This is a genomic window from Streptomyces sp. NBC_01166 (assembly GCF_045039765.1).
Taxonomy (GTDB): domain Bacteria; phylum Actinomycetota; class Actinomycetes; order Streptomycetales; family Streptomycetaceae; genus Streptomyces.
On record NZ_CP108613.1, the window covers coordinates 632,743 to 656,694 of the forward strand.

The window sequence follows — 23,952 nt, forward strand, 5'->3', positions numbered from 1 at the left end:
TGGTACGGGCGGGCCGGTCTCGCACCCTCGCGTACCCCCTGCGTCCCGCCCGACGCACGCCCGGCCCACCCGTTCCCCGCAGGTCAGCCGCGGCTGATCTCGAAGTGGTCGACGCGCTCTCCCGACTCGGCGAGCGCCGTGACCTTCATCCGGGGGTGCCTGCCGGCCTCCACCTCCACCGCGAGGAAGGAGAAGCCGGTGTAGCGGACCCGGGACCACTCCACGGTCTCGGTCGCCTTTCCGCCGCCCTTGACCACGTGGTAGGTGTTCACGCTCTCGAGGTCCGAGACGTGGCCCTCGTAGCTGTCCGGTGCCGGGAAGTCGTACAGCGCCTTGCCCGCCCCGCCGGCCGTGACGTACACGATGCCGTCCCGCGTCGGGTCGGTGCGCTCCCCGATCGGGACCGCGCGCCGGACCGTGTTCCTGAGGATCGCGTCGGTGCGCTCGTAGACGTGGTTGTGGCCGTTGATGACCAGGTCCACCTGGTGCTTCTCGAAGAGCGGCACCCAGGCGTCGCGCACCCCGCCGTCCGAGGCGTGCGCGTTGGTCGTGGAGAACGCGCAGTGGTGGAAGAACACCACGACGAAGTCGATGTCGTCCCGGGCCCGCAGCTCTCCCAGGCGCCGGTCCAGCCAGCGCGTCTGCTTGCCGTCACTGATACCGAAGTTGGCCGGGATCTCGTACGAGACGTCGTTGGCGTCGAGCGCGATCACTCCCACGTTACCGTGCGTGAAGGAGTAGGCACCGGGCTGGCCGACCGGATCCGGGCCGTTGTCCGGCAGCGTCCAGCGGGCGTTCTGGCCGCCGTAGCCGTCGGGCGAGTACCAGGCCTCCATGTCGTGGTTCCCCGTGGTCACCATCCACGGCACCGTCTTGGACACCGTCTCGGTCTGGGCCAGGAACTGGTCCCAGGTGCGGGCGTCGTAGGAGTCGGTGGCCTGCCCCGAGCCCGACGGGTCGGCGTAGCAGATGTCGCCCGCGTGCAGGTGGAAGGACGGGTTCTGGCCCAGGATCAGCTGGTCGTTGCCGAGCGCGTGGTAGCTGACGCCCTGGTCGCCGAAGGCCGTGAAGGTGAAGGACTCGGCGCGCGCGGGCGCGGTGGTGAGGGTGCCCAGCGAGCCGAGGTTACGGGTGTCGGCCGGGTCGAACCCGTCGTGACCGACGCCGTAGTAGTAGGTCGTGCCGGGCTTCAGCCGCTCCAGGGCCGCGTGCACGTAGAACTGCTCGGCGGCCGCGATCTTGCCGTCGTTGAGCAGAGGCGTCGTCAGGTGCCGCATCTCCGCGTCGATCTTGCGGCTGAGCGCCCACGGCTCGAGGCCGATCCGGATGTACGGCCGCCTCACGGCGAAGGGGACCTGCCAGGCAACCGTCATCTGCGTCTTCGCGTCGGCCCCGTAGGCGAGGTGGCGGCCGAAGGGGGCCACCAGCGATCCGTCCACCTGCGTCGAGCGGGCCCGCGACGTGATCACGTCCGGAGCGGCGGCGTACGCGGGCTGGGAGGCGAGGCCCGAGGCCAGACCGGTGCCCGCCACGGCCGCGGTCGCCATGCTCGTACGGAGAACACCGCGCCGAGTGAGCCGGGCGCGCAGGTATTCGTGCTGCTCGGCCATGCTCATGCGGTCGGCGAGCTTCTCGGGGATTCCGAAACGGGGGATGTCCATGGCCGAAAACATCCACGGAATTCCTGACGGCACGCCATCGGATGAGTGAACGCTACACGTACAGAACCCCATGAGTCCCTATGGTGAACATGACGTGTCGTCGGGTGGGACGAGAGGTGGGACACCCGGCACGGTGACTGCGGTCGGCGCCCCGTGACCTCCCACCACTTTCGAGTGACATTGTGTCACGTTTCATGTACCCAGAGTTAAGGTGTTTCTGCCGGTGAGCGACGCGCGGTTGGCGCGCATGGCGCCAGGCACAGTCGATCAGCCGGTCGTCCATCGTCATGGCTCACCGTAAGGAAATCCCGTGAAGCTCTCCCTGCCCCGTTCCGCTCGTGCGGTCCTCGCACTGACGGCGAGCGCGCTCGTCGCGGCCGCGACCGTGGCGTCCGCGGCTCCGGCCTCCCCTGAATCCGCACGCGGTCCGGAGGTGCGGCAGGCCGGCTCGGCCTCTGCCGCACAGTGCGGTTTCTTCCGGTACAGCGTCCGCGAGTCCCAGTTCGCCGCGTACAACCACTGCGGTGAGACGACCGTGCTGGTCCATGTCGACGTCAGAGGGGGCGGAAGCGGGAACGACTTCCATCTCTGTGTCGGCCCCGGCCCCACCCAGCTGCCCGGTGCCGGTCCGAACTACCTCAACGCGTACTACATCGGCGGCGCCGGATGCCGGGCCGGAGTTCGGAGCGGGCACACGCCGCACTGAGCCGGATCGCGGCGGGGCCCGCCGCGGTGGGCCGGGGCCGTTCAGGCCACCTCCAGGGGGTCAGCCCAGACGAACGGGCAGCGCGCCGAATCCGTACGCGATGAACGACTCCACCTGCGCGACGGGGACGGACGGGTCGGCGAGACGCAGAGAGGGGAAGCGAGCGAAGAGCGCCGGCAGGGCGATGGCCGCCTCGAGGCGGGCCAGCGGTGCGCCGATGCAGTAGTGCACCCCGTGGCCGAAGGAGAGATGGTCCTTGTCGACCCGGGTGGGGTCGAAGTGGTGCGCGTCCCCTCCGTGGCGGCCGGGGTCGCGGCCCGCGGCGGCGTAGGTCGCGAGAATCGCGTCACCGCGGGCGATGGTGATCCCGTCGTGCAGCTCGATCTCCTCGACGGCGTACCGCAGGGGGAGGTTCGCGATCGACGGCGCCCAGCGCAGGGTCTCCTCGACGACCTCGCTCCAGGGGATGTCGCCGGCGCGCACCCGGCCGAGGTGGTCCGGGTGGGTGAGCAGGGCGTGTGCGGCATTGCCGATGAGGTTGACCGTGGTCTCGTGCCCGGCGCCGATGACGAGGAGGAGGGTGTCGACGAGTTCGTCCTCGGTGAGGCCGGAGCCCTCCTCGTCCCGGGTGGCGATGAGCACGCTGGTCAGGTCGTCGGCAGGCTGCTCCCGCTTGGCCGCGACCAGTCCCGCCAGCAGGGCGTGGACCTCCTGCCAGGTGGCGAGGGCCTGTTCGGGCGTCGCCGTGGTATCCATGACCTCGCTGACGAGCCTCGCCGTGTCCGCCCTGCTGTCCGCGGGCACGCCGAAGAGCTCGCAGATGACCTCCATGGGGAGAGGGTGCGCGTAGGCGGCCCGGAGGTCCACGGGTCCGCCGGTGGCCGACTCGGCCATCTCGTCGAGGAGACGGGCGGATATCTCCTCGATGCGAGGGGCGAGTGCGTCGGTGCGCCGCTTGGTGAAAGCGGGTGAGACGAGTTTGCGCAGACGCCGGTGGTTGGCACCGTAGGCGGTGAACATATTGGTCACGCCCACCCATGAGTTGACCCAGGTCTCCCGGAATTCGCCCTCGATCCAGGCCGGCCAGTGCTGGTTGGGGTCCTTCGACACCCGGTCGTCGGCGAGCAGCTGCTTGAGGACCTGGTGGCCGGTCGGGGCCCAGGCCGTGATTCCACCCGGCAGTTCGACCCGTGCGGCCGAGCCCTGGGCACGGAGCGTGTCCGCCTCTCCGTGGATGTCGCAGCCTGCGGGGTCGATCGCGACGGACTGCTGTCCCATGGGTAACTCCTGCGTGTGGGGGTCGGGATGGGACGAGCGTAGGGGCGCGGGAGTTCATGATCCAGACTTTGCGACGGCGTGGTCGGCGCGGTGCCGGCGGCGTGCGGTTCACGGGCCATGGCGGCGAGGCCGGCTGCTTCGCGCGGGTGTTACTCGGTGGAGCTGGTCCTCGCGGGGCCCTGGGGGGACACGGCCGCGCACCCGCCGTCCGGCGGTCTGCTCAGGATCAGCACGGCGACGTCGTCGCGCCGTACGCCGCCGGAGAAGCTCTCCAGGTCGGCCTGGAGCGCTTTGAGGACCTGATCCGGCTCACTCCCCGCCCATAGGCGGAGCCGCTCGTCGAGCGGGTAGAAGGCGCCCGCCACGTCGCGCGCTTCCGTCACCCCGTCGGTGAAGACCAGCAGGGCGGCGTCCGGCGGAAACCCGATCCACTCGGCCGCGCGCGCATCGCCGCTGAGGTCCGCCATCCCCAGCGGCACGGAGGTCCGGTGCAGGGCGACCGCCGACGCCGCCCCCTCGCACAGCAGCCGTGGCGGCAGATGGCCGCAGTTGACGGCGCGCACCCGCTCACCACCGTCGAAACCGAGCAGCAGGGCGGTGACGAAGCGTTCGTCCTCACCGGTCTCGGCGGAGAAGGCGTTGTGCCGGACGACGGCGTCCTCGACGGCGTCGGCCACGGCGGTGAGCTCGGGCTCCCTGACCGCCGCCTCCCTGAAGGCTCCGAGGGCGGCGAATCCCGCCCCGATCGCGGGCAGCCCCTTGCCCTGCACATCGCCGATGATCACGCGGGTCCCATGGGGCGACTGCACGACCTCGTAGATGTCGCCGCCGACGAAGCGGTCCTCCTCGATCGGCTCGTAGAGCCCGTGTGCACAGACCTGCCGTGTGACGACGGGGAGCGGGCGCAGGATCTGGCGCTGGAGTGCGACGGCGGCCGAGCGCAGTCTCGCCACCTCGGTGGCGTGCCGGATGCGTGCGGCACAGGCGACGACGCCCAGGGCGCTGGCGAGGGCGGTGAAGCCGATGAGGAAGACCACGTCCCAGAAGGCCCCGGTCGAGGCGATCCGGGATCCGACGACGACCAGCGTGACCCATACCGCCACGGCCGTGGTCTGGCGCACCGTACAGAAGACCGAGGCCAGCGCCGGCAGCACCACCATGAGCGGGATCAGAGGAAGGTCGTTACCGGTGAGGGCGTCGAGGAGGACGACCGCGACGGTCAGCAGGAGGAGCCACAGAGCGAGCGCCCAGTTCGCGATCCGGGTGGCGCCCGCCTCGGCCTCTCCCGGATCGACGCCGGGCAGCGGAAGGCTGCGCGCCGCCGACGGGCGCCGGAGCCCCATGACCACGGCACGCCTCCCGCCTGTTTCGTCCCTAACGCCCCACGTGTTCCAAGCTACCCGTCTCCTGGCCCCGGGTCCTGGCGTCGGCGTGCGGCTCCGCCTCCGCCGGGACGAGGGCCGAGAGGAAGGCGGTCTTGCGGCGCAGGGTGAAGCCGAGGGATTCGTAGAGCCGGACGGCGGAGGTGTTCGACGCGGCGGCGTGCAGGAAGGGTGTCTCGCCCCGCTCCCTGATGCCGTGGGCGACCGCCCTGACGAGGCGCGTCGCAAGTCCTTGGCCCCGTACGGAGCTGTCGGTGCAGACGCCACTGATCTCGGTCCAGCCGGGCGGGTGCAGCCGCTCCCCCGCCATCGCGACCAGGACTCCGGCGCGGCGGATCCCGAGATAGGTGCCGAGCTCCACGGTGCGCGGCAGGAACGGGCCCGGACGGGTGCGCTCGACCAACTCCAGCATGTCCGGCACATCGGCGGGGCCGAGCAGCACGGCCTCCGGGTCGGGGGCGGCGTCCACCGAGTCGTCCACCAGCTGGACGCCCTCGGCGTGGAAGACGATCTCCCAGTCGGCGGGCGGGGGCTCGCGGAAGGCGGTGAGGGTGACGGGCGCGCCAGGCCCCGCGAGTGCGGCGACGTCGGCCCAGTCCTGCGCGTCGGGCGCGTCCGGCAGAGCGAGCCAGGGGGTGACGTCGGGGCGGTAGCGCAGGATGCGGCCGCGCCGCTCGGCGAAGTGGGAGTGCGGGCCGGTCAGCGAGGCGCGCGCGGGGTTGTCCAGGGGGTGGGGCCCTTCGGTCTCCGCACCGGGGCCGGGCACCCTCGCCGTGGACGGGTCCGTCGTACGCGGCGTGGACGGGTCCGTGCTCCGTGACGTGGGCGGGTTCGTGAGCGGGGATGTGGCCTCGGGCATGGACTCTCTCACTCCGATGGTGTCGGCGGCCGGGGACAGGGATGGAAGGCCGGCGGGCCCGCTTCTATTCCCGGGCGGCCGGACCGTTCACACACATGCAATCAACGCGCTCACCAGGGCGTCCTGCCGCCGTGGTGTCGCAAAGGAGCCCGGCGGACCGGCGGGTGGGGCAGGGCGTACGAACACGCGGCCGGTCCGGCGAATCGCGCACCACTGCGCGGGATACGGCCCCAACGGACCTCGGCCTGTGGCACTCTGGATACGACCGCCCCACCGGGCTCCCCCGTACCGGTGGGGCGGTTCTGCGTGCCCCCCGCGGTGCTCCCGTGGAGTACGGAGCTCCGCCGTCGCGGCCCGAGGGTGACCACGGTCATTCTCGGCCAATCCGGGCATGACTGTGGCTCAAATCAACTTCCGTCGGCATGAGTTGCGGGCCATCGGGAAGGCGCATACACCTCAGGGCCCGCAATCTGAGGAGCGTGACGGGATGACCCTGCACACTGCACAGACCGCCGCTGCGGAACGGGCAGGTGCCCCGGACGGGCTCCCCTGGATCGAGGACGCCGGACAGGTCGCCCCCCGGGACGCACGGAAGCTGTCGAAGCTCTTCTTCGACGCCCTGCGGGAGATCGACGAGGGCACCGCCGAGTACCAGTACACCCGGAACACCCTCATCGAGATGAATCTCTCCCTCGTACGGTTCGCTGCCGGACGCTTCCGCAACCGGGGCAGCAGCGACATGGAGGACATCGTCCAGGTCGGCACCATCGGTCTGATCAAGGCGATCGACCGCTTCGACCTCTCCCGCGAAGTCGAGTTCACCTCTTTCGCCGTGCCCTACATCGTCGGTGAGATCAAGCGCTTCTTCCGGGACACCACCTGGTCCGTGCATGTGCCGCGGCGGCTGCAGGAGTTGCGGGTGGATCTCGCGAAGGCGAAGGAGACGCTCGCGACGGGCCTCGACCGTGATCCCACGGTGCGGGAGCTCGCCGAGTACCTCGGCCTCGACGAGGAGGAGATCACCGAGGGCCTCGTCGCGGCCAACGGCTACACGGCGGGGTCGATCGACCTGCCGGCCGACGCCGCGGAACCGGTGGGCCGCGCGTCGGGCGGGCGCACCATGGCGGACGTCCTGGGCGAGCCCGACCCCGCGATGGAGACGGTGGAGAACCTCCAGACGCTCGCCCCGCTGCTGGGTGATCTCGACGCGCGTGAGCGCCGCATCATCGACATGCGGTTCGGCCAGGAGATGACGCAGGCTCAGATCGGCGAGGAGCTCGGCATCTCGCAGATGCATGTCTCGCGGCTGCTCAGCCGCATGCTCGGCAAGCTGCGCAGCGGGATGTTCACGCAGGACTGACCCACGGCCGACGCCGGGCCGGCCCCGTCCGTGACGGGGCCGGCCCGGCGTGTCTGTTGCGGCGGCATTGCAGCTTCGTGGCCACGTGCGCGACCGGCTTCCGTCCCGGCGCGGGCGGCCTCTACGGTCCGTAACCAGTACGCCGCCGCGTCGCCACCGTGCTCGCGCGGACATCCCGAACGACCGTGCGAGGTATGACATGAGCCAGCCCGTCGACTCCGTCACCGCGGGACACACCCCTGAGGACCACGACCGGCAGGAAGCCGGGGCCGCGTGGTCCTTCGAGACGAAGCAGATCCACTCCGGCGCGGTCCCCGATCCGACGACCGGGGCCCGCGCGGTGCCGATCTACCAGTCGACCTCCTTCGTCTTCAAGGACACCAAGCACGCGGCGGACCTCTTCTCGCTGGCCGAGCCCGGCAACATCTACACCCGGATCCACAACCCCACACAGGACGTCCTGGAGCAGCGGATCGCCGCGCTCGAGGGCGGGGTCGCCGCCGTCGCGCTCGCCTCCGGCCAGGCGGCCGAGACGCTCGCGCTGCTGACGCTGGCGGGCGCCGGCGACCACATCGTCTCCTCCGCCTCCCTCTACGGCGGTACGTACAACCTGTTCCGGCACACGCTCCCCCGCTTCGGGATCGAGGTGTCGTTCGTGGAGGACCCCGACGACATCGAGGCGTGGCGTGCGGCGATCCGGCCCGGCACCAAGGCACTGTTCGCGGAGACGCTGGGCAATCCGCGGGGTGACGTCCTCGACATCCGGAGCGTGGCGGACGTGGCGCACGGCGCGGGGGTCCCGCTGATCGTCGACAACACCGTTCCCACGCCCTACCTCCTGCGTCCGCTGGAGCACGGCGCGGACATCGTGATCCACTCGGCGACGAAGTTCCTCGGGGGGCACGGCACCACGATCGGCGGGGTCGTCGTGGACGGCGGCACCTTCGACTTCGGCGCCCACGCCGGGCGCTTCGCGGACTTCCACACCCCGGACCCCAGCTACCACGGCCTGCGGTACTGGCCGGACCTCGGACACGGCGCGTTCGCCGTGAAGCTCAGGGTCCAGCTGCTGCGTGACCTCGGGCCGGCGCTCTCGCCGCACTCCGCCTTCCTCCTTCTCCAGGGCGTGGAGACGCTGAGCCTGCGTCTGGAGCGGCACACGTCCAACGCCCTGGCGCTCGCCCGCTGGCTGGAGGGCCGCGACGAGGTGTCGGCGGTGCACTACGCCGGCCTGGAGTCGAGCCCTTGGTACGAGACCGGCCGGCGCTACCTGCCACGCGGCGCCGGTGCCGTGCTCGCCTTCGAACTCCGGGACGGGGTGGAGGCCGGCAAGCGGTTCGTGGACGCGGTCGAACTGTTCAGCCACCTAGCCAACATCGGTGACGTGCGGAGCCTGATCATCCATCCGGCGTCCACGACGCACAGCCAGCTGACCGAGGAGCAGCTCGCCGCCACGGGAGCCACCGCGGGGCTGGTGCGGCTCTCCGTGGGCCTGGAGAACGTGGACGACCTCAAGGCGGATCTGGAGGCAGGGTTCCGCGCCGCCAAGGCGGCGTCCTGAACCGCGTCTTCGCGCCGCCCTCGCTCCCTCTCCCGCCGGCTTCCGGAGGCCGGCGGGAGGGGGACCCGCCCGGCCGCCGCTCGTGGGTGACGCTCGACGCTCCGTTCGGCCTCGAGTCCGGTGCCACGCTGCCCGGGGCACGGCTGGCGTACGAGACCTGGGGCCGGCTCACACCGGACGGCGCCAACGCGGTGCTGGTGCTGCACGCGCTGACCGGTGACAGTCACGCGGCGGGCCCCGCCGGGCCCGGGCATCCGTCGGCCGGCTGGTGGGACGCGCTGATCGGACCGGGCCGGGCACTGGACACCGACCGCTGGTTCGTCGTCGCGCCGAACGTCCTGGGCGGCTGCCAGGGCAGCACGGGTCCGTCCTCCCGGCGGCCCGACGGCTCCCGCTGGGGCGGGGACTTCCCCTACCTGACGGTGCGCGACCAGGTGGCGGCCGAGGCGCTGCTGGCCGATGCCCTGGGGATCGGACGGTGGGCCGCGGTGATCGGCGGTTCGATGGGCGGCATGCGGGCGCTCGAATGGGCGGTGAGCCGTCCCGGCCGTACGGGATCGCTGCTGGTGCTCGCCGCTCCCGCCGCGTCCTCGGCCGAACAGATCGCCTGGGGCTCCACGCAGATCGCCGCCATCCGGAACGACCCGGGCTGGGCGGGCGGCGGCTACCACGACGCACCACCCGGTTCGGGCCCCCACCAGGGGCTCGGGCTGGCCCGGCGGATCGCCCATGTCACGTATCGCAGCGAGGCGGAACTGGGCGCACGGTTCGGCCGGCGGCCGCAGCCCGGTGAACTGCCCTCGCAGGGAGGGCGCTACCAGGTGGAGTCGTATCTCGACCATCACGCGGCCAAGCTGGTACGCCGCTTCGACGCGGGCAGCTATGTGGTGCTCACCGAGGCGATGAACGCGCACGACGTGGGGCGGGGCCGTGGCGGTGTCGCGCGGGCACTGCGCCGGGCCGGCATGCCCGCCCTGGTCGCGGGCATCGATTCGGACCGGCTGTATCCACCGGCGCAGCAGGCGGAGCAGGCGGCGCTGCTGCCCGGGGCCGACCGGCTCCGGATCATCGAATCACCTCACGGACACGACGGGTTCCTCATCGAGACCGAGCAGGTGGGCGCTCTCGTGAGGGAGTTGCTGCCCCCGGACGGCTGAACCGGCCCGATCCCGATTCCCGCCCCGACCGACCTGACCGCAGACCTCTTCCCCTGGAGCGCCCATGAGTGCCGCACCGTCCGAAGCCGCGTACGACCGGAGGCGGCTCCGCCAATGGACCCGCGGCGGCGCGAGATCCGCGGGGATCGACCGCCGCGATCTGCTGAAGCTGGTCGCCGCGGCCTCGGTCGCGGCCCCGCTGATCCCGGCCGCCGCCTCCCCCGCGCACGCGGCGCAGTCCCTGGCGGGCGTGGTCAAGCCCCTGCCGCCCGAGCTGTTCACGGTGCGCGGCACCAACGCCGAGACGAACTTCTCGGCGCTGCGGGACACCGGGCTGCTGACCCCCGCCGACCGCTTCTTCGTCCGCAACCACACCGCGACCCCGGTCATCGACGCGGCGGACTGGAAGCTGACGGTCTGGGGCAGCGGCCTGACCGGCGGTCCGGTGGACTTCTCGTACGAGGCCCTGCGCGCCCTGCCGTCCGTCTCCCGCACCGCGTTCGTCGAGTGTGCGGGCAACGGCCGGAGCTACTTCACCTCGCAGCAGGGACAGCAGGTCAGCGGCACCGCGTGGACCCTGGGCGCGATCGGCACGGCGCGCTGGCGTGGAGTGCGGCTCGCCGATGTGCTACGCCGGGCGGGCATCGGCCGGAACGCTGTCGACGTGCTGCCGCGCGGCCTTGACGCGGAGGTCGTCAGCGACGGGACGAACCTGGGCCGGGTGCGCAGACCCCTCCCGGTGGCGAAGGCCCTGGACGACGTCCTCCTCGCGTACGAGATGAACGGCGAGCCGCTGCCGCCCGACCACGGCGCACCGGTCCGGCTGATCGTCCCGTCCTGGGTGGGCATAGCGAACATCAAGTGGGTGGGCGACATCGAGGTGAGCGCGGAGCCGCTGCTGAGCCCGTGGAACACGGGCCTGTACAGGCTCTTCGGCCCCGGGTACCCGCCCGAGGGCAGCGCGCCGCTGACCCGGCAGACGCTCAAGAGCGCGTTCGAGGTCGCACCCGGCGCGACGTTCGCCGCCCACCGCAGGCATCTGCTCACGGGCCGGTCCTGGTCGGGCGGCGCACCGGTGCGCTCGGTCGAGGTCAGCACCGACGGTGGCGTCCGGTGGCGCCGCGCACGGCTGCGCGACGAGCCCCGGGCCGGGAGCTGGGTCCGCTGGACCGCCGACTGGGTTCCGACGGCGCCCGGCCCGGGGGTGCTGCTCGCGCGGGCCACGGACCGGGCGGGACGCACCCAGCCGGAGACGACGGCCCACAACACGCAGGGCTATCTCTTCGACGCGGTGGTGAGGCACCCGGTGACCGTGGTCTGACCGACGAGGGACGTCAGGACCGGCCCGCGTAGTACGTGGCGATCATGTCCTGGCCGCCGTGTCCGGCCGCCTCCGCCCGGGTGAACCGCTCGGCGGAGGCGGCGACCAGGTCGAGCGTCACTCCGGAGGCCTCGGCCGCGTCGAGGATCAGCCGGGAGTCCTTGAGCGCGGTGGAGAGCGCGAAGCTCGGGCTGAGATCGCCGGAGAGCACCGCCGCCGACTTGCCCTGGAGATACGGCGTGTCCAGCGGGCCGCCCTTCATGGCGTCCAGGAAGAGCTGCGGGTCGAGCCCGAGTCCCTCCGCGAGGTTGAGGCACTCCGCCACGCTGTTGACCATGTTGATCACCCAGGTGTTGGCGACGAGCTTGAGCCGAGTGGCGGCCCCCGGTTCCTCACCGACCCACACGGTGCGCTGACCGATGGCCTCCAGGACGGGCAGTGCGGTGGCGCGGGCGCTCGAGGGGCCCGAGACGAACACGGTGAGCGTGCCCTGCTCCGCGGGCTGCTTCGTGCCGGAGACCGGGGCGTCCAGATAGACCAGCCCCAGCCCGGCTGCCCGGTGGGCGAGGTCGGTCGTGGCGTCGAGGCCCACGGTGGCGCTCTGAAGCCAGACCTGCCCCGGACGCAGACCGGGCGTGGCGGCGGTGAGCGTCTCCGCCACGGCTCGGCCGTCGTTCAGGGCGGTGAGGACGACGTCGGCTCCGCGTACCGCTTCCTCGGGCGTGTCCGTCACGGTGGCGCCGTGGGCCGCCAGCGGTTCGGCCCTGGACCGTGTGCGGTTCCAGACCCTGACGGGGAGTTGCTGCCTGAGCAGGCTGCCGGCCATCCCGGCTCCCATGATCCCGGTGCCGAGGACCGCGACGGTCGGCGTGCCGGGGGCGGCGTCGGCGGTGGATGCGGTGGTCATGGGGAGGTTCCCTTCGTCGGTGCGGGCTGGTCTCGGGACCGGTGGGTCTCAAGACTGCCGCAGGGCGCTCTCCAGGGCGGCGCGGTGCACGGCTCTGGCGAGTCGTGCGCCCCAGCGCGAACGCGGTCCGGCGAACGGCTCACCGGGCTGTCCTCCCGGGTCCGGCGCGGCGACGCACACCGCGTCGGTCGGGGTCCCTGAGCAGTCGAGTCCGGCGTCCACGAGCGCCTGGACCTTCGCCTCGGTGGCGGTGGCCACCGCGTTGACCAGGGCGGCATCGGAGAGCGCCACGGGGAGGGTGACGACGATGTTGACGGTTCCCGGCGGCCTCGGCCCGTCGGTGCCCTCGGCCGGGGCCGCGGCCCATCCCCGTACGCCGAGGCCGCTGGTGACGGTCGCGGTCACTCCGCCGTCGTCGGCGACGGTGTACGCGGTGACGTCGGCGGCGGTCATGAGTCCCGCGCCCGGCCCGTCGAGCGCCTCGGCCGCCGCGATCTCGGCGAGGTGCCGGTCGGGGTCGAGCCGGGGGTAGCCGCCGGGCACCTGGGCGTTCAGGATCCAGGCCCGCGGGCCGATCCCGCCGCCGAGCACGGCGCTGCTGCACACCCGCCAGCCGGGCCCCAGCCGCCAGACCAGATGGTGCAGCCCGAGGCCGTCCTCCCGCCGGGCCAGCAGCTCACCCCGCTGCCGAGGCGGACGGATGACTACGGATCCGATGACGCACCCCCGTGAGAAGCCTGCCGACCGTCGGCAGCGGCGTCGATCATACGGGCGGGCCAGGACCGCACAGCAGGCGCACCCGGGCGAGTGCTCACTCGAATGGCGTAACGCCTGCAGTGGGGCCGATAGCCGCGTGGAACGGGGCCACCGCCCCTCCCCGGTGTCCCGGGCCGCTCGCCGCCCAGGCCGGGAAGTTGCACCGTCCAACCGGGTGAGGCGCGATGGAAGCCGGACGCGCCTCCCCTGCTGGACCCAACCGCAGGACGCGCCCGGGCGAGGAGGAATCGGCCATGGGAGCCGCTGACGGTTTCACGGATTCCGGAGAACTCGACGGTCTGACCGTCTACGACAGCGACGGAGAGAAGGTCGGCACAGTGGGGCGGGTGTACGTCGACGACGACACCGGCAAGCCCGACTGGATCACGGTCAAGACCGGCATGTTCGGCATGAAGGAGAGCTTCGTTCCGCTTGCCGGAGCCCGCCGGATTGGCTCCGACCTGCACGTCTCGCATCCGAAGGACCGCGTCAAGGACGCCCCCCGGGTGGACGCGGACGCGCACCTCTCCGTATCGGAGGAGGAGGAGCTGTACCGGCACTACGGGATGACCAGGAAGGCCACCGGACGCGCCGGAGCGGGCGGCGACGCGCGCACGACGTCCGGGACCGGAACGGGAGCCATGGGTGCCGCGGGTGCGGCCGGGGCAGCCGGTGCGGCCGGCACCGCCCGCACGACCTCCGGCGGCCAGGCGAAGACCACCGGTACCACCGCCGGCATGGGCACCACCGGTGCGGGCAGGCACCGCGACACGGAGACCTCCTCCACGTCCCGCCCGCTCGCCGGAGCCGGAGCCGAGCGGTCCGCCGCGGGTGCCGGCGGCCGTGAGGAGATGGTCCGGTCCGAGGAGCAGCTCCAGGTCGGCACGGAGGAGTACGAGAGCGGAAAGGCACGCCTGCACAAGTACGTCGTGACCGAGAGCGTCACGCGGACGGTGCCGGTGTCCCACGAGGAGGTGCGCGTGGTGCGCGAGCCTCTGCAGCCGGGCGAGAAGGTCACAGGTGTGAAGGGCACGAACGACCTCGGCGAACAGGACGTCGAAGTCACCCTGCACGCCGAACGAGCCACCGTCCGCAAGGAGGCTGTCCCCGTGGAACGGGTCCGTCTCGAAACCAGCAAGGTCACCGAGCAGAAGGAAGTCTCCGCCGAGCTCCGCAAGGAGAAGATCGACTACGCGGACGGCAAGGACGACATGGGCAGCGGCAAGGACATGGGCGGCGAGTTCGGCCAGGGACGTCGTCGCTGACCCCTCACACAGCGGCGAAAGGCCGCGCGACAGAAGCGAGGGGCGGACCCGGGTGGTTCACGGGCCCGCCCTCTCGTCGCACTGCCGCCGGTGGACGGCCTCTCCCGGCAGGAACCGCACGGAGGGGCGCCCGTCGGGCCCTTCCGGCGTGACCACCGCGCGTACCCGGTAGACATCGGCGATGAGTTCCTCGGTGATCACCTCCGAGGGCGTTCCGCCGACGACCACCCGGCCTTCCTTCATGACCGTGACCCGGTCGCAGAACATGGCGGCCAGATTGAGGTCGTGCAGCGCGACCACCGCGGTGACGGGCAGCGCGGTGACCAGGGAGAGCAGCTCCAGCTGGTGCTGGATGTCCAGGTGGTTGGTGGGTTCGTCCAGCAGGAGTTCACGCGGTTGCTGGGCGAGGGCGCGGGCGATCTGCACCCGCTGCCGCTCACCACCCGAGAGGGTGTGCCAGGACTGTGCGGCACGGTCGGCGAGCCCGGTGCGCGCCAGGGCCTCGCGCACGGCGGCGTCGTCCTCGGGCCCGGGCGCGGACCAGGCCCGCCGGTGCGGGATGCGGCCGAGGCGTACGACGTCCAGCACGCTCAGGTCGACCTGCGTGACCGCGTGCTGGTCGACGACGGCCACGCGGCGGGCCACGCCTCGCCGGCCGGTCTCGGCGAGCGTGCGGCCGTCGAGGGTGACGACGCCGGCGCCGGGGGCGAGTACGCCCGCCATCACCCGCAGCAGCGTGGTCTTGCCGGAGCCGTTGGGCCCCAGGAGCCCGACGGTGGTGCCGGGCGGCGGCGCGATGCTCACTCCGTCGAGGACGAGCCGCCCGCCGGCCTCCCTGCTGACCCGGTCGGCCCGCAGGCCGTCGCCGGGGACCGCTGTCCGGTTCACGCGCTCCTCCGGGTGCGGTGGAGGATGAAGACGAAGACGGGCACCCCGATGAGGGAGGTGACCACACCGACCGGGACCTCCTGCGGGTCGAGGACGGTCCTGGCAAGGGTGTCGACCCAGACCAGGAACACGGCTCCGGCGAGGGCGGTCACCGGCAGCAGCCGCCGGTGCCCCGAACCCGTCAGCGCCCGGGCGGCGTGCGGCAGGACGAGGCCGACGAAGCCGATGGCGCCCGCCGAGCTGACCAGCGCCGCCGTCAGGAGCGCGGTGGCGCAGAGCAGCACGATCCGGGTGCGCCCCACGTGCACCCCGAGGGCGGCCGCGGCGTCCTGGCCGAAGGCGAAGGCGTCGAGCGTACGAGCGTGGCCGAGGCAGATCAGCAGCGTCACGGCCAGCACGGCCGAGCACATCCATACATCGCTCCAGCCCACCCCGCTCAGCGAGCCGAGCAGCCAGAAGAGCACGCCCCGGGTCTGCTCGGCGTCGGCGGCGGTCATCACGACGAAGGACGTGAGCGCGGAGAAGAGCTGCATGGCCGCGACCCCGGAGAGGACGACCCGGTCGGTGGATCCGCCGAGGGTGTGGCTGAGCAGCAGGACGAGGGCGAACGAGCACAGCGCCCCGACGAACGCGCCGCCGGAGACCGACACCGCTCCGCCGCCGACACCCAGGACGACGACCACGACCGCCCCGGTGGACGCCCCGGAGGAGACGCCGAGGACGAAGGGGTCCGCGAGCGGGTTGCGCAGCAGCGACTGCATCACGGTGCCGCACACCGCGAGCCCGGCCCCGCACACCGCGGCGAGCAGGGTGCGGGGCATGCGCAGGTTCCAGATGATGCCGTCCCGGATCGGGGTCAGCCGCCCGCCTCCCAGGCCGAGGTGCGAGGCCACCGCGGACCAGACGTCCGGGACGGAGATACGGGCGGGTCCGATCGTGACGGCGACCGCGACGGACAGGAGCAGCAGGGCGACCCCCGCGCTCCACAGGACGCCGTCGCGCAGGATCCGGGCTCCGGGGGCGGTCAGCGCCGCGGACGGCTGCTCCGCCCGTACGTCCGGGGCGCGTTCGGTCCTCGTCACCCCGCGAGCCCGAACGAGCGCAGCCCCGCCGCGACGCGCTCCACGCCCTCCACGGTCCGGATGGTCGGGTTCATCGCCTGGCCGCTCAGCAGGACGTACCGCTTGTGCCGGACGGCGTCCATGTTCTTCGTGGCGGGGTTGGACTCCAGGAACTCGATCTTCTTCGCTGCGCTCTCGGCCGTCTGCGACTTCCGGGTCAGGTCCCCTATGACCAGCACGTCGGGGTTCCGGTCGGCGACGGTCTCCCAGTTGATCTGAGGCCATTCCTCGTGGGTGTCGTCGAAGACGTTCTTCGCGCCGAGCTCCTCGGTGATGATGCCGGGGGCGCCGCAGCACCCGGCCAGGTACGGGGCCTCGGAGTTGGCGAACCAGTAGAGCATCGTGGTGCCGGACGCGTCGATGTCCGCGGTCGCCCTGTCGACGCGGCCGCGGAGGCTCTTCACCAGCTTCTCGCCCCGCTCCGGGACGCCGAACACCTTGGCCAGGTCGCGTACTTCGCCGTAGACGCGGTCCATGGTCAGGGGCTCGGAGCGGGAGCCGTCACTGCTGCCGGTGTTGTCCTTGCCCGCGCAGTCGGAGGGTGCGAGGTACGTGGGTACGCCGAGCTCCTCGAACTGGTCGCGGGACGCCACCCCGCCCTTGCCGAGGGTGGATTCGAACGAGGCGCTGACGAAGTCGGGTTCCTCGGCGAGGACCTTCTCGGAGGAGGGCTGGTTCTCGGCGAGGCGCTTCACCGTGGATTCGTCCTTCTCCAGACCTTTCATCACCGGGTCCGTCCAGGTCGCGGTGGCGGCCAGCCTGTCGGCGAGACCCAGGGAGAGCAGGATCTCCGTCGATCCCTGGTTGAGGGAGACGGCGTGACGCGGTGCCGCCTCGACGGTCACCGTACGGCCGCAGTTCTTGAGCGTCACGGGGAAGCCGTCGCCTGCGGCGTCCCGTGCTGCGCCGTCGGGAGTGCTCCCATCTCCGCCGCAGGCCGTCAGAAGGACAAGTCCCGCGATGAGAAGGGCTGTTCGGCGTACGGTGCTGGCTATGAGCGGCACGGAGACCTCGGCGTTCTCTGGGCTCATGCGCGGAGCCCGTACGGAGTTCCGCTCCCGGTGCGGAAGCGGTTGCCAGCAGGTCTTCGGACTCGGGTTCGTCCGGACAGGGCGCCTTCCCGGTGCACCCGAGGGTGTCCCAGTGGCTGTGGCCCCGCCCGTCCCCCTCACCGCTGCGCGTCAGCTCCGGATTCGCACCGGATTCCCTGACTCCACGTGGAGTGTGACTGGCGTCTGCAAGCTATCACGCGGCGCGGGGCGGCCTCGCGGGCCGTGGCCGGTACGGCGGGGGGCTTCTCCCTCTCCGTACCGGCCGGCCGTCAGGCGGGTCAGCCCTTGGGGCGAACCGATTCGCCGCCGTCGGCCTGCGGCTTCCCGCCGCGGCGGGCAAGCACGGACGTCGTGCCCCAGTAGGCGAGCAGGACGGCGCGCAGTCCCAGGATCTCCAGGTGCTCGCCCAGGCGGCAGCAGACAGCCCGCCCCCTGCCTCCGGCGCTCATCGGGCGTCCGCCGGGCGGGTGTTCCACGGGCCCCCGGGATCGTCGTACGCGTCCGCATAGCCGGGCCCGGCGATCGGCCAGTCGGCGAGCAGTTCCTCGGGCAGCGCGAAGGAGTCGGCCAGCTCCGGGGCGTGCGCGGCGACGGCCGTGAGGAGCTCCTCGACGGCCTCGGGCAGGGCGTCCACCTGAGCGGTGCTCAGGAGGCCGGCGGCCAGCAGGTCGCCGCTGTTGCGGGACACCCATTCGAGGGCGAACAGCCGCTCCAGCTCCCCGAGCCGGTCCTTGGCCGCCCCCTCGGGCAACGTCGCGCGGGCCTCGGCGTAGGCCTCGGCGGCCTGCCGGTACGCGTAGGCCTCGACCCCGCGCAGGGCGGGACCCGAGGCCGCGTTCCACCGGCCGAGGGTGTCCGCGTCGGGGGCCCGCAGCGCACGGACCCTGGCCCGGGCGAACCAGATGTCCTGGACCGAGGCGAGGAGCCGGCCCAGGAAGTACGGGTCGGCGAGGTCCCCGGGGTGCGGGGCCCGGTCCGGGGCGTCGTCACCGCCGGGGTCGGCGGCGAAGAGCATGTCGGCCGCCGCCTTGGCGTACAGGGCGATGTTGTCGCCCTCCGCGGTGATGGCCCCCTCCACGCCCGTGACGAGTTCGGTCATGCCGTTGTTCTCCAGCAGCGCCTGCGCGCCGCAGCGTTCACGGCTCTCGACGATGACATCGCGGGCCCGCCAGGTGATCCACGCCTTGGCGACATCGACCAGTCGCACCGCGTCCGTCCGGGCGCGCTCGTCCGTACAGGCTTCCCAGCGTTCCTGCGCCCTGCGGTACAGCAGGCTCATGGCGAAGACCATGGCCATGGCCGAGGCGAGCGGACCGTGGTGCGTCCGGTGGGCGTTCACCGGCACCGGTGGGGCGCCCCGTGAGCCGGAGATCATCCGGTGGCCGCCGTAGCGTACGGCGACCGCCAGGGTCGCGCGGGCCGAGCCCGCCGCGCAGGCGCTCATGGAGATCCGGCCGGGGGTGACCCGCCCGATGGAGGTGAGGAAGCGCCGCCGCCTGTCCCCCGGCTCCGTTCTGAACTCCTCTGGCGCGTCGCCCTCCCCGGCCGGTCCCAGCAGGGCGTCCCGTGGCACGAAGAGCCGGTCGAACGAGGTCAGGCAGTGGTCCACCGGGCTGCCCATCCGGGCCGGGAGCCGCCGCACCCGGATACCGGGCAGCGCCTGCGCGTCGTCGGTGAGCGGCACGAGGAAGAGGCGTACCCCGTGGTCGGAGCCGTCGGCCACCAGACGGGCGGCGACCAGGCCGGACTTCGCTCCGCCCGCCGGGCTGGTGTTGGGCATGAACTTCTGCGCGCCCGGGTTCGGGGTGTGCAGGACGAAGCCGTCCCGCTCACGGTCGTAGGTGGCGGTGGTCTCCATGGCCGCGGCGTTGTTGCCGTGTGCCACTTCCGTGCAGAGGAAGGTGCCGATGCGCCGCATCGACAGATAGTCCGACAGGTCGCGGCGGCCGGCGCAGTCGTGGTCGAGGAGGCTGCCGAGGAAGAGGTTGTAGTGGATGCCCGCCACGGTGGTCAGCGCGGGGTCCACCGGGCCGAGCCAGGCGTGCAGGGCGGCCAGCGCGCGGGGATCGGCGGCGAGGCGCGCTCCGCTGTCGAGGGAGAGGTTGAGGATCCGCAACCGGTCGTAGGCGAGGTCCAGTCGCTCTTCTGGCGTTCCGCCGACGGGGCGGCGGAACGGTTCTGTGCTGATCAGCCGCTGCCAGAATCCGTGCTCTCGGCGGAATTCCGGACCGAGGATGACGCCGGTCAGCAGTTCGGTGGTGGACGGTGGGGCGGTGTCGGTAAGGGTCACGGTCATAACGAAATCAACGACCGTGGTGCGGGCGAGGACACCGCTGGACGGTCTACGGCTCCGGGACCGGCACGCCGGTAAGGGCCGCTGCCAGCTCCTCCTGGTCGGGAGGCAGGGCGCCCGCCCGTCCGACGGTCACGGCGGCCGATGCCACGGCGTGGCGCAGCACGTCGCCCAGGACTGCGGCGTCCAGCGGGCGCAGCCGAGCGCGGGCCTGCCCTCCGAGCAGTCCGTGCGAGGCCAGGGCGTGCAGCGTGGCGGACATGAAGGCGTCGCCTGCGCCCACCGTGTCCGCGACCCTGACGGGTGGCGCGTCGGCGCTCACGGTCCCGCCCGGCAGGAAGGCCGTCGCCCCTCCGGCACCGCGGGTGACCAGGACGACCGCTGGCCCGGAGCGCAGCCACCGCTCGGCGGCCCGCTCCGGCGCCTCGTCCGGGTACAGCCACCGCAGGTCCTCGTCGCTGGCCTTCACGATGTCGCTGAGCGCGACCCAGCGCTCGGCGCGGCGTACGGCACGGGCGTGGTCCCCCATCAGTCCGGGCCGGACGTTGGGGTCGTAACTGACGGTCGCCGCCGCGCGGAGTGACCCGACGAGCTCCAGAACGGTGTCCGCACCGGGGTCCATGGCGGTGGCGAGGGACCCGGTGTGGACGTGCCGGGGCGGCTCCCCGGACCACGCGACCGGGCCCAGCGTCCAGCTGATCTCGAAGCTGTACGTGGCCCGGCCCGCCTCGTCGAGGTCCACCGTGGCGGCGGGAGTGGGCGCGCCGCTGCCGTCGTCGAGGACCCGTACCCCGGCCGAAGCCAGGTGCTCCTCGATCAGCCGCCCGTCGGGGTCCGGGCCGAGCTGGGTGATCAAGGTGGTGCCCCGGCCCAGTCTGGCCAGACCGTACGCGACGTTCGCGGGGCTGCCGCCGGGGTGGGTCCGGTCCGGCGCGCCCGGCAGCCGGACGATGTCGGCGACGCATTCGCCGATGACCAGCAGGTCGGGGCTGTCGGGCATGGGGGCGGGTCTCCTGGAGAACGCGGGCGGTCGTGGTGAGGGGGCGAACCGCCGCCGATTCTGCCCGGGTGCGGGGAGCCGTGGTGACCCGGGGCTCAGGAGGCGCCGTCGCGCCCCTCGTCGCCGTAGCGCCGCTCGAACTTGGCGACCTGCCCCTCGGTGTCGACCACCCTCGCCTTGCCGGTGAAGAACGGGTGGCTCTCGGCGGAGATCTCCACGTCGATGACCGGGTAGCTGTTGCCGTCGTCCCAGTCGATCGTCTGCTCGCTCGACGCGGTGGACCGGGTCAGAAAGGCGTACCCGGCGGAACGGTCACGGAAGACCACGGGACGGTACGACGGGTGCTTGTCCTGCTGCATCTCTGCTCCTGGAGGTACGGGGATCTCGCGTCCCGGCTTCGGGCCAGCGTCCCGAACGGCGGGGGCGGGCGCGATCCGGGACGTCCGTACGGAGCAGCGGATCAGCCCCCGTACCGCTCGGGGGCGGGGGCTGTCGTCGGAGCGGAGGCGGTGCGCCGGGTCCACAGCAGTGCTCCGGACAGCAGCACCACGGCACCGAGCAGCCAGGGCAGCGGCCCTGCGGGCAGTGCGCCGATGACCAGGCCGGCGGCCGCCCCCACGAGTTGCTGGGCCAGCGACTGCACGGAGAGGGCCGTCGCCCGGCCGGAGGTGTCGACGCGGTGGTGCAGGAGGTCGTTCTCGGTAGGCCCTGCGGCGCCCAGGCCCAGATAGACCAGTCCGTATCCGACGACGGCCGTGGTCAGCGCGGGCGCCCCGGTGGCGGACACGGTGACGCCGAGCGCCAGCAGACCGGCCACGCTCGCGCCGAGGCTCGCCAGGACCGCGCGTTCCGCGTCTCCCGCGAGCCGGGCGACGAGCGGCGCCAACTGGCTTCCGAGCGCCGAGCACGCGAATCCGGCGGCGGCGAGGCCTGCGAAGAGGACCGCACCGGACTCCGCGGTCCCGGTCAACGCGGCGGCGCGGCCCGGTGTGAGCAGTTCGAGGGCGGCGAGAGCCGTACCCACGGCGCCCGTGGTCATCAGGATGCGCCGGATCAGCGCGTCCCCGGCGCCGAGCCTGAGCCCCGCGGCGACAGCACCGGGAACGCCCCGCAGGACGCCGCGCAGGGTGGCCGAGGGGCGGGGCGGCTCCGTCAGGGCGGTCAGGACGTAGCCGACGAAGACGATGTCGACGACCACACCGAGGAGCATGGGTACGGAGAGCGGCAGGACCAGATCCGAGGTGAGCGCCCGCAGCCGGGCCCCCGGGTCCGGGCCGAGGCCGAGCAGCCAGGGCAGGGCCCCTCCGAGGAGGACGCCGAGCGCGGCGGCACCGGACGAGGCGGCGCTGCCACGCGCCAGCCCCGTACGGAGATCGGCGTCGGGGCCGGAACGGGCGTGCACGGTGTCGACGTACCAGGCTTCGGCGGGCCCGCTGGACAAGGCGCGGCCCGCGCCCATGAGGGCCGTGCCGAGGGCGATCACCCACGGGGTGGTGCCGAGGCCCATGAGCGTGAGGGCGCAGGCGTTGAGAAGACCGGCGCAGGCCAGGACGGTGCGGCGGCCGATGACGTCGGAGAGGCCGCCTGTGGGGAGCTCCAGAGCGGCGGCGGTCAAGGAGTGTGCGGCGAATGCGGCGGCGACGGCGGTGAGGGCCAGGCCGCGCTCGGTGAAGAGCAGCACCATCGGCGCCATGACGAGGCCTGCGGGGAGCCAGAAGAGGAAGGACACGGCGACGAACCTGCGGCGCGCCGTGCGTTCGTCGGGCGTGGCGGCGGTGGCCTTCCCGCCCCCGGGCGGCGTGGTCACCGGGCTCTTCCGGCATCGGGCGCGGCGTCGGCGTCGGGCGTGGCCGGCCCGTCCGGGGCCAGCGGGAGTCCGGCGGTGAGCAGCACGACCTGCCGGGCACGGGGGTCGTGCTCGTCGCGTGCGGTCAGCTCGGCGAGCTTCTCCGCCATCGCGTCGCGGAGTTCGCGGAGGGACTCCGGCGTCAGCCGCGGCATCAGGTCGTCGATCCCCGAGGGGTCGTGCCATTCCTCGCCGAGGCGGCCCGCGTCGATGTCCGCCTCGTGCCGCTCCATGGACTGCTGCAGGTGCTCGAGCTGACGGCGCCGGCCCAGCACCAGCATCGCCCGGCCCGCGGGTGTCGCCAGCATGGCCGCGTTGTCCGCCGAGGTGACGGAGTGCACGGCCTGCCAGCGGCGCTCACGGCCGTCGCGGTGCTCCGCCTCCGCGACGAAGGCGTACTTGGCGAGCACCCGCAGGTGGTAGCTGGTCGAGGCGGACGACTCCCCCGTGCTGACCGCAAGCTCGCTCGCGGTGGCCGGACCGTGCAGCCGCAGGAGGCCGAGCAGCCTCAGCCGCAGGGGGTGGGTGAGGGCCTTCAGGGCCGCCGGGTCCCGCTCGGGATCGAGCACACGGTGCGTCGCGTCGCTGTCCATGGCGGCAGCCTAAAGCGCGTCCAGCTTTTGCCAAATAGTTTTTGCAGAATATTTTTGGGAAACTTGCTCAGCCTCCTGACGCCCCCTCCACCGCCTCCGCGACGAGCTCGAGGAAACGCGCGTGAGCCTGTGGACTGCACAGCGGTTCGGGGTTCCACGGCACGGTCCGCGCGCCGCGCCCGGCGGCTTCCCAGGCGGGGGCGGTGATCTCGTCGAGCGGGACCGCGTTGGACCGGATGTCCGTCAGGACGATGGCGGGCTCCAGGGCCGCGGCCTCCGCCCAGTCGACGGTGGCCCAGTTGACCCCGGCTCCCGCCGGCGGGGACACCAGGCCGACCCCGAGCTCGGCCAGCACCCGCAGTTCGGGCCACATCTGGGGACGGGCGACATACGCCTGCTCCGGACCCGCGGGTGAAAGGGCCACCACCCTGGGGGCGGCGGGGTTGCGGGCAGCCGCGCGGAGCCGCTCGCGGGCAGCGTGCAGTTCGTCCGCGGCATCGGGGCCGGAGGCACCTCCGAGCGAGCGCGCGAGTGCGGCGAACCGCTCGGCGACCCGGTCCAGGGTGCGCGCCTGGCCCACGTCGATCACGACGACCGGGACGCGCTCCTCCAGGTGCTTGGCGGTGTCCGCGTCCAGTCCGTAGAGCTGGCCGTGGCCGTAGCTGACGGCGACGACCAGGTCGGGCCTGCCGCGTAACAGCGTGTCGACGTCCAGGTCGTCACCCGCGCCCCGGTAGTCCACTGAATCCAGCGGGAGCGTTCCGGTCTTCGCCCGGTCGGGCTCCGCCCCGTCGTGCCCGGAGCCGAAGATCCCCTCCGGGCGTATCCCGTGGTCCCACAGCGTCGCTCCCGCCTGGACGTACGCGAGCACCCGGGACGGCCGTCGGTCCGCCACCACCAGCCGGTCCCGGTCGTCCGCGAAACTCCACGCGTTCTGCTGCGTCAT

The 23,952-nt window shown here is 72.6% G+C and carries 22 protein-coding genes and 1 riboswitch; of the genes, 6 read left to right on the plus strand and 16 right to left on the minus strand.

The window, feature by feature from the left end; genetic code table 11:
- Nucleotides 1–83: 83 nt before the first annotated feature.
- Entirely contained in the window at nt 84–1,661 is a 1,578-nt protein-coding gene (locus tag OG379_RS03180) for a purple acid phosphatase family protein (RefSeq protein ID WP_405659025.1), read from the minus strand.
- Nucleotides 1,662–1,971: 310 nt separating this feature from the next.
- Here OG379_RS03180 and OG379_RS03185 point away from each other — a divergent pair, with 310 nt between their 5' ends.
- Entirely contained in the window at nt 1,972–2,367 is a 396-nt protein-coding gene (locus tag OG379_RS03185; protein WP_405659027.1) for a DUF6355 family natural product biosynthesis protein, read from the plus strand.
- 60 nt (nt 2,368–2,427) lie between these two features.
- Here the strand turns inward: OG379_RS03185 and OG379_RS03190 are convergent, their stop codons facing one another.
- The 3 genes from OG379_RS03190 to OG379_RS03200 form a co-directional block, all read right to left on the minus strand.
- Complete coding sequence (locus OG379_RS03190; protein WP_405659029.1) at nt 2,428–3,645, minus strand: cytochrome P450; 1,218 nt, start codon at nt 3,643–3,645, stop codon at nt 2,428–2,430.
- 149 nt (nt 3,646–3,794) lie between these two features.
- Complete coding sequence (locus tag OG379_RS03195; protein WP_405659031.1) at nt 3,795–4,994, minus strand: PP2C family protein-serine/threonine phosphatase; 1,200 nt, start codon at nt 4,992–4,994, stop codon at nt 3,795–3,797.
- A gap of 25 nt (nt 4,995–5,019) precedes the next feature.
- Nucleotides 5,020–5,886 carry a GNAT family N-acetyltransferase gene (locus OG379_RS03200; RefSeq protein ID WP_405659033.1) on the minus strand — a complete coding sequence of 289 codons (867 nt, stop codon included), beginning with the start codon at nt 5,884–5,886 and terminating at the stop codon, nt 5,020–5,022.
- Nucleotides 5,887–6,373: 487 nt separating this feature from the next.
- On the opposite strand from OG379_RS03200, the gene OG379_RS03205 reads away from it, so the two are divergent.
- The 4 genes from OG379_RS03205 to OG379_RS03220 all read left to right on the plus strand — a co-directional run bounded on the left by OG379_RS03205 (nt 6,374) and on the right by OG379_RS03220 (nt 11,285).
- On the plus strand, nt 6,374–7,246 hold the full coding sequence (locus OG379_RS03205) for an RNA polymerase sigma factor SigF (RefSeq protein ID WP_393754600.1): 873 nt from the start codon (nt 6,374–6,376) through the stop codon (nt 7,244–7,246).
- Nucleotides 7,247–7,445: 199 nt separating this feature from the next.
- Nucleotides 7,446–8,807: a bifunctional o-acetylhomoserine/o-acetylserine sulfhydrylase gene (locus tag OG379_RS03210; RefSeq protein WP_405659035.1), complete on the plus strand. Its 1,362-nt coding sequence runs from the start codon at nt 7,446–7,448 to the stop codon at nt 8,805–8,807.
- On the plus strand, nt 8,804–9,964 hold the full coding sequence (locus tag OG379_RS03215) for a homoserine O-acetyltransferase (RefSeq protein ID WP_405668392.1): 1,161 nt from the start codon (nt 8,804–8,806) through the stop codon (nt 9,962–9,964). Before OG379_RS03210 ends, OG379_RS03215 begins: the two co-directional genes overlap by 4 nt.
- A 64-nt stretch (nt 9,965–10,028) precedes the next feature.
- Nucleotides 10,029–11,285 (plus strand): sulfite oxidase, encoded by a 1,257-nt coding sequence (locus tag OG379_RS03220; RefSeq protein WP_405659037.1) that lies wholly within the window; start codon nt 10,029–10,031, stop codon nt 11,283–11,285.
- Between the two features lie 13 nt (nt 11,286–11,298).
- Here OG379_RS03220 and OG379_RS03225 read toward each other — a convergent pair whose 3' ends face one another.
- Nucleotides 11,299–12,192 carry an NAD(P)-dependent oxidoreductase gene (locus OG379_RS03225; RefSeq protein WP_405659040.1) on the minus strand — a complete coding sequence of 298 codons (894 nt, stop codon included), beginning with the start codon at nt 12,190–12,192 and terminating at the stop codon, nt 11,299–11,301.
- A gap of 48 nt (nt 12,193–12,240) precedes the next feature.
- Nucleotides 12,241–12,864: an adenosylcobinamide amidohydrolase gene (locus tag OG379_RS03230; protein WP_405668394.1), complete on the minus strand. Its 624-nt coding sequence runs from the start codon at nt 12,862–12,864 to the stop codon at nt 12,241–12,243.
- 338 nt (nt 12,865–13,202) lie between these two features.
- Here OG379_RS03230 and OG379_RS03235 point away from each other — a divergent pair, with 338 nt between their 5' ends.
- Entirely contained in the window at nt 13,203–14,213 is a 1,011-nt protein-coding gene (locus OG379_RS03235) for a PRC and DUF2382 domain-containing protein (protein WP_405659042.1), read from the plus strand.
- A 57-nt stretch (nt 14,214–14,270) separates the two neighbouring features.
- Here the strand turns inward: OG379_RS03235 and OG379_RS03240 are convergent, their stop codons facing one another.
- The 10 genes from OG379_RS03240 to OG379_RS03285 all read right to left on the minus strand — a co-directional run bounded on the left by OG379_RS03240 (nt 14,271) and on the right by OG379_RS03285 (nt 23,952).
- On the minus strand, nt 14,271–15,101 hold the full coding sequence (locus OG379_RS03240) for an ABC transporter ATP-binding protein (RefSeq protein WP_405659045.1): 831 nt from the start codon (nt 15,099–15,101) through the stop codon (nt 14,271–14,273).
- Complete coding sequence (locus OG379_RS03245; protein ID WP_405668396.1) at nt 15,098–16,129, minus strand: FecCD family ABC transporter permease; 1,032 nt, start codon at nt 16,127–16,129, stop codon at nt 15,098–15,100. The genes OG379_RS03240 and OG379_RS03245 overlap by 4 nt, the downstream gene beginning before the upstream one ends.
- 50 nt (nt 16,130–16,179) lie before the next feature.
- Nucleotides 16,180–17,253, minus strand: coding sequence for an ABC transporter substrate-binding protein (locus tag OG379_RS03250; RefSeq protein WP_405659046.1), 1,074 nt, complete (start codon nt 17,251–17,253; stop codon nt 16,180–16,182).
- A 29-nt stretch (nt 17,254–17,282) separates the two neighbouring features.
- Nucleotides 17,283–17,470, minus strand: a riboswitch (cobalamin riboswitch).
- 82 nt (nt 17,471–17,552) lie between these two features.
- Nucleotides 17,553–17,723 carry a hypothetical protein gene (locus OG379_RS03255; RefSeq protein ID WP_405659049.1) on the minus strand — a complete coding sequence of 57 codons (171 nt, stop codon included), beginning with the start codon at nt 17,721–17,723 and terminating at the stop codon, nt 17,553–17,555.
- Entirely contained in the window at nt 17,720–19,570 is a 1,851-nt protein-coding gene (locus OG379_RS03260; RefSeq protein ID WP_405659052.1) for an acyl-CoA dehydrogenase, read from the minus strand. Before OG379_RS03260 ends, OG379_RS03255 begins: the two co-directional genes overlap by 4 nt.
- A gap of 46 nt (nt 19,571–19,616) precedes the next feature.
- A complete protein-coding gene (locus OG379_RS03265) occupies nt 19,617–20,567 on the minus strand; it encodes a carbohydrate kinase (RefSeq protein ID WP_405659054.1) in 951 nt (316 codons plus the stop codon).
- 95 nt (nt 20,568–20,662) lie between these two features.
- Nucleotides 20,663–20,926 carry a type B 50S ribosomal protein L31 gene (locus tag OG379_RS03270; RefSeq protein WP_104791069.1) on the minus strand — a complete coding sequence of 88 codons (264 nt, stop codon included), beginning with the start codon at nt 20,924–20,926 and terminating at the stop codon, nt 20,663–20,665.
- Nucleotides 20,927–21,027: 101 nt separating this feature from the next.
- Nucleotides 21,028–22,374 (minus strand): MFS transporter, encoded by a 1,347-nt coding sequence (locus tag OG379_RS03275; protein ID WP_405659058.1) that lies wholly within the window; start codon nt 22,372–22,374, stop codon nt 21,028–21,030.
- A complete protein-coding gene (locus tag OG379_RS03280) occupies nt 22,371–23,006 on the minus strand; it encodes a helix-turn-helix domain-containing protein (protein WP_405659060.1) in 636 nt (211 codons plus the stop codon). Before OG379_RS03280 ends, OG379_RS03275 begins: the two co-directional genes overlap by 4 nt.
- 67 nt (nt 23,007–23,073) lie before the next feature.
- Entirely contained in the window at nt 23,074–23,952 is an 879-nt protein-coding gene (locus OG379_RS03285) for an ABC transporter substrate-binding protein (RefSeq protein ID WP_405659062.1), read from the minus strand.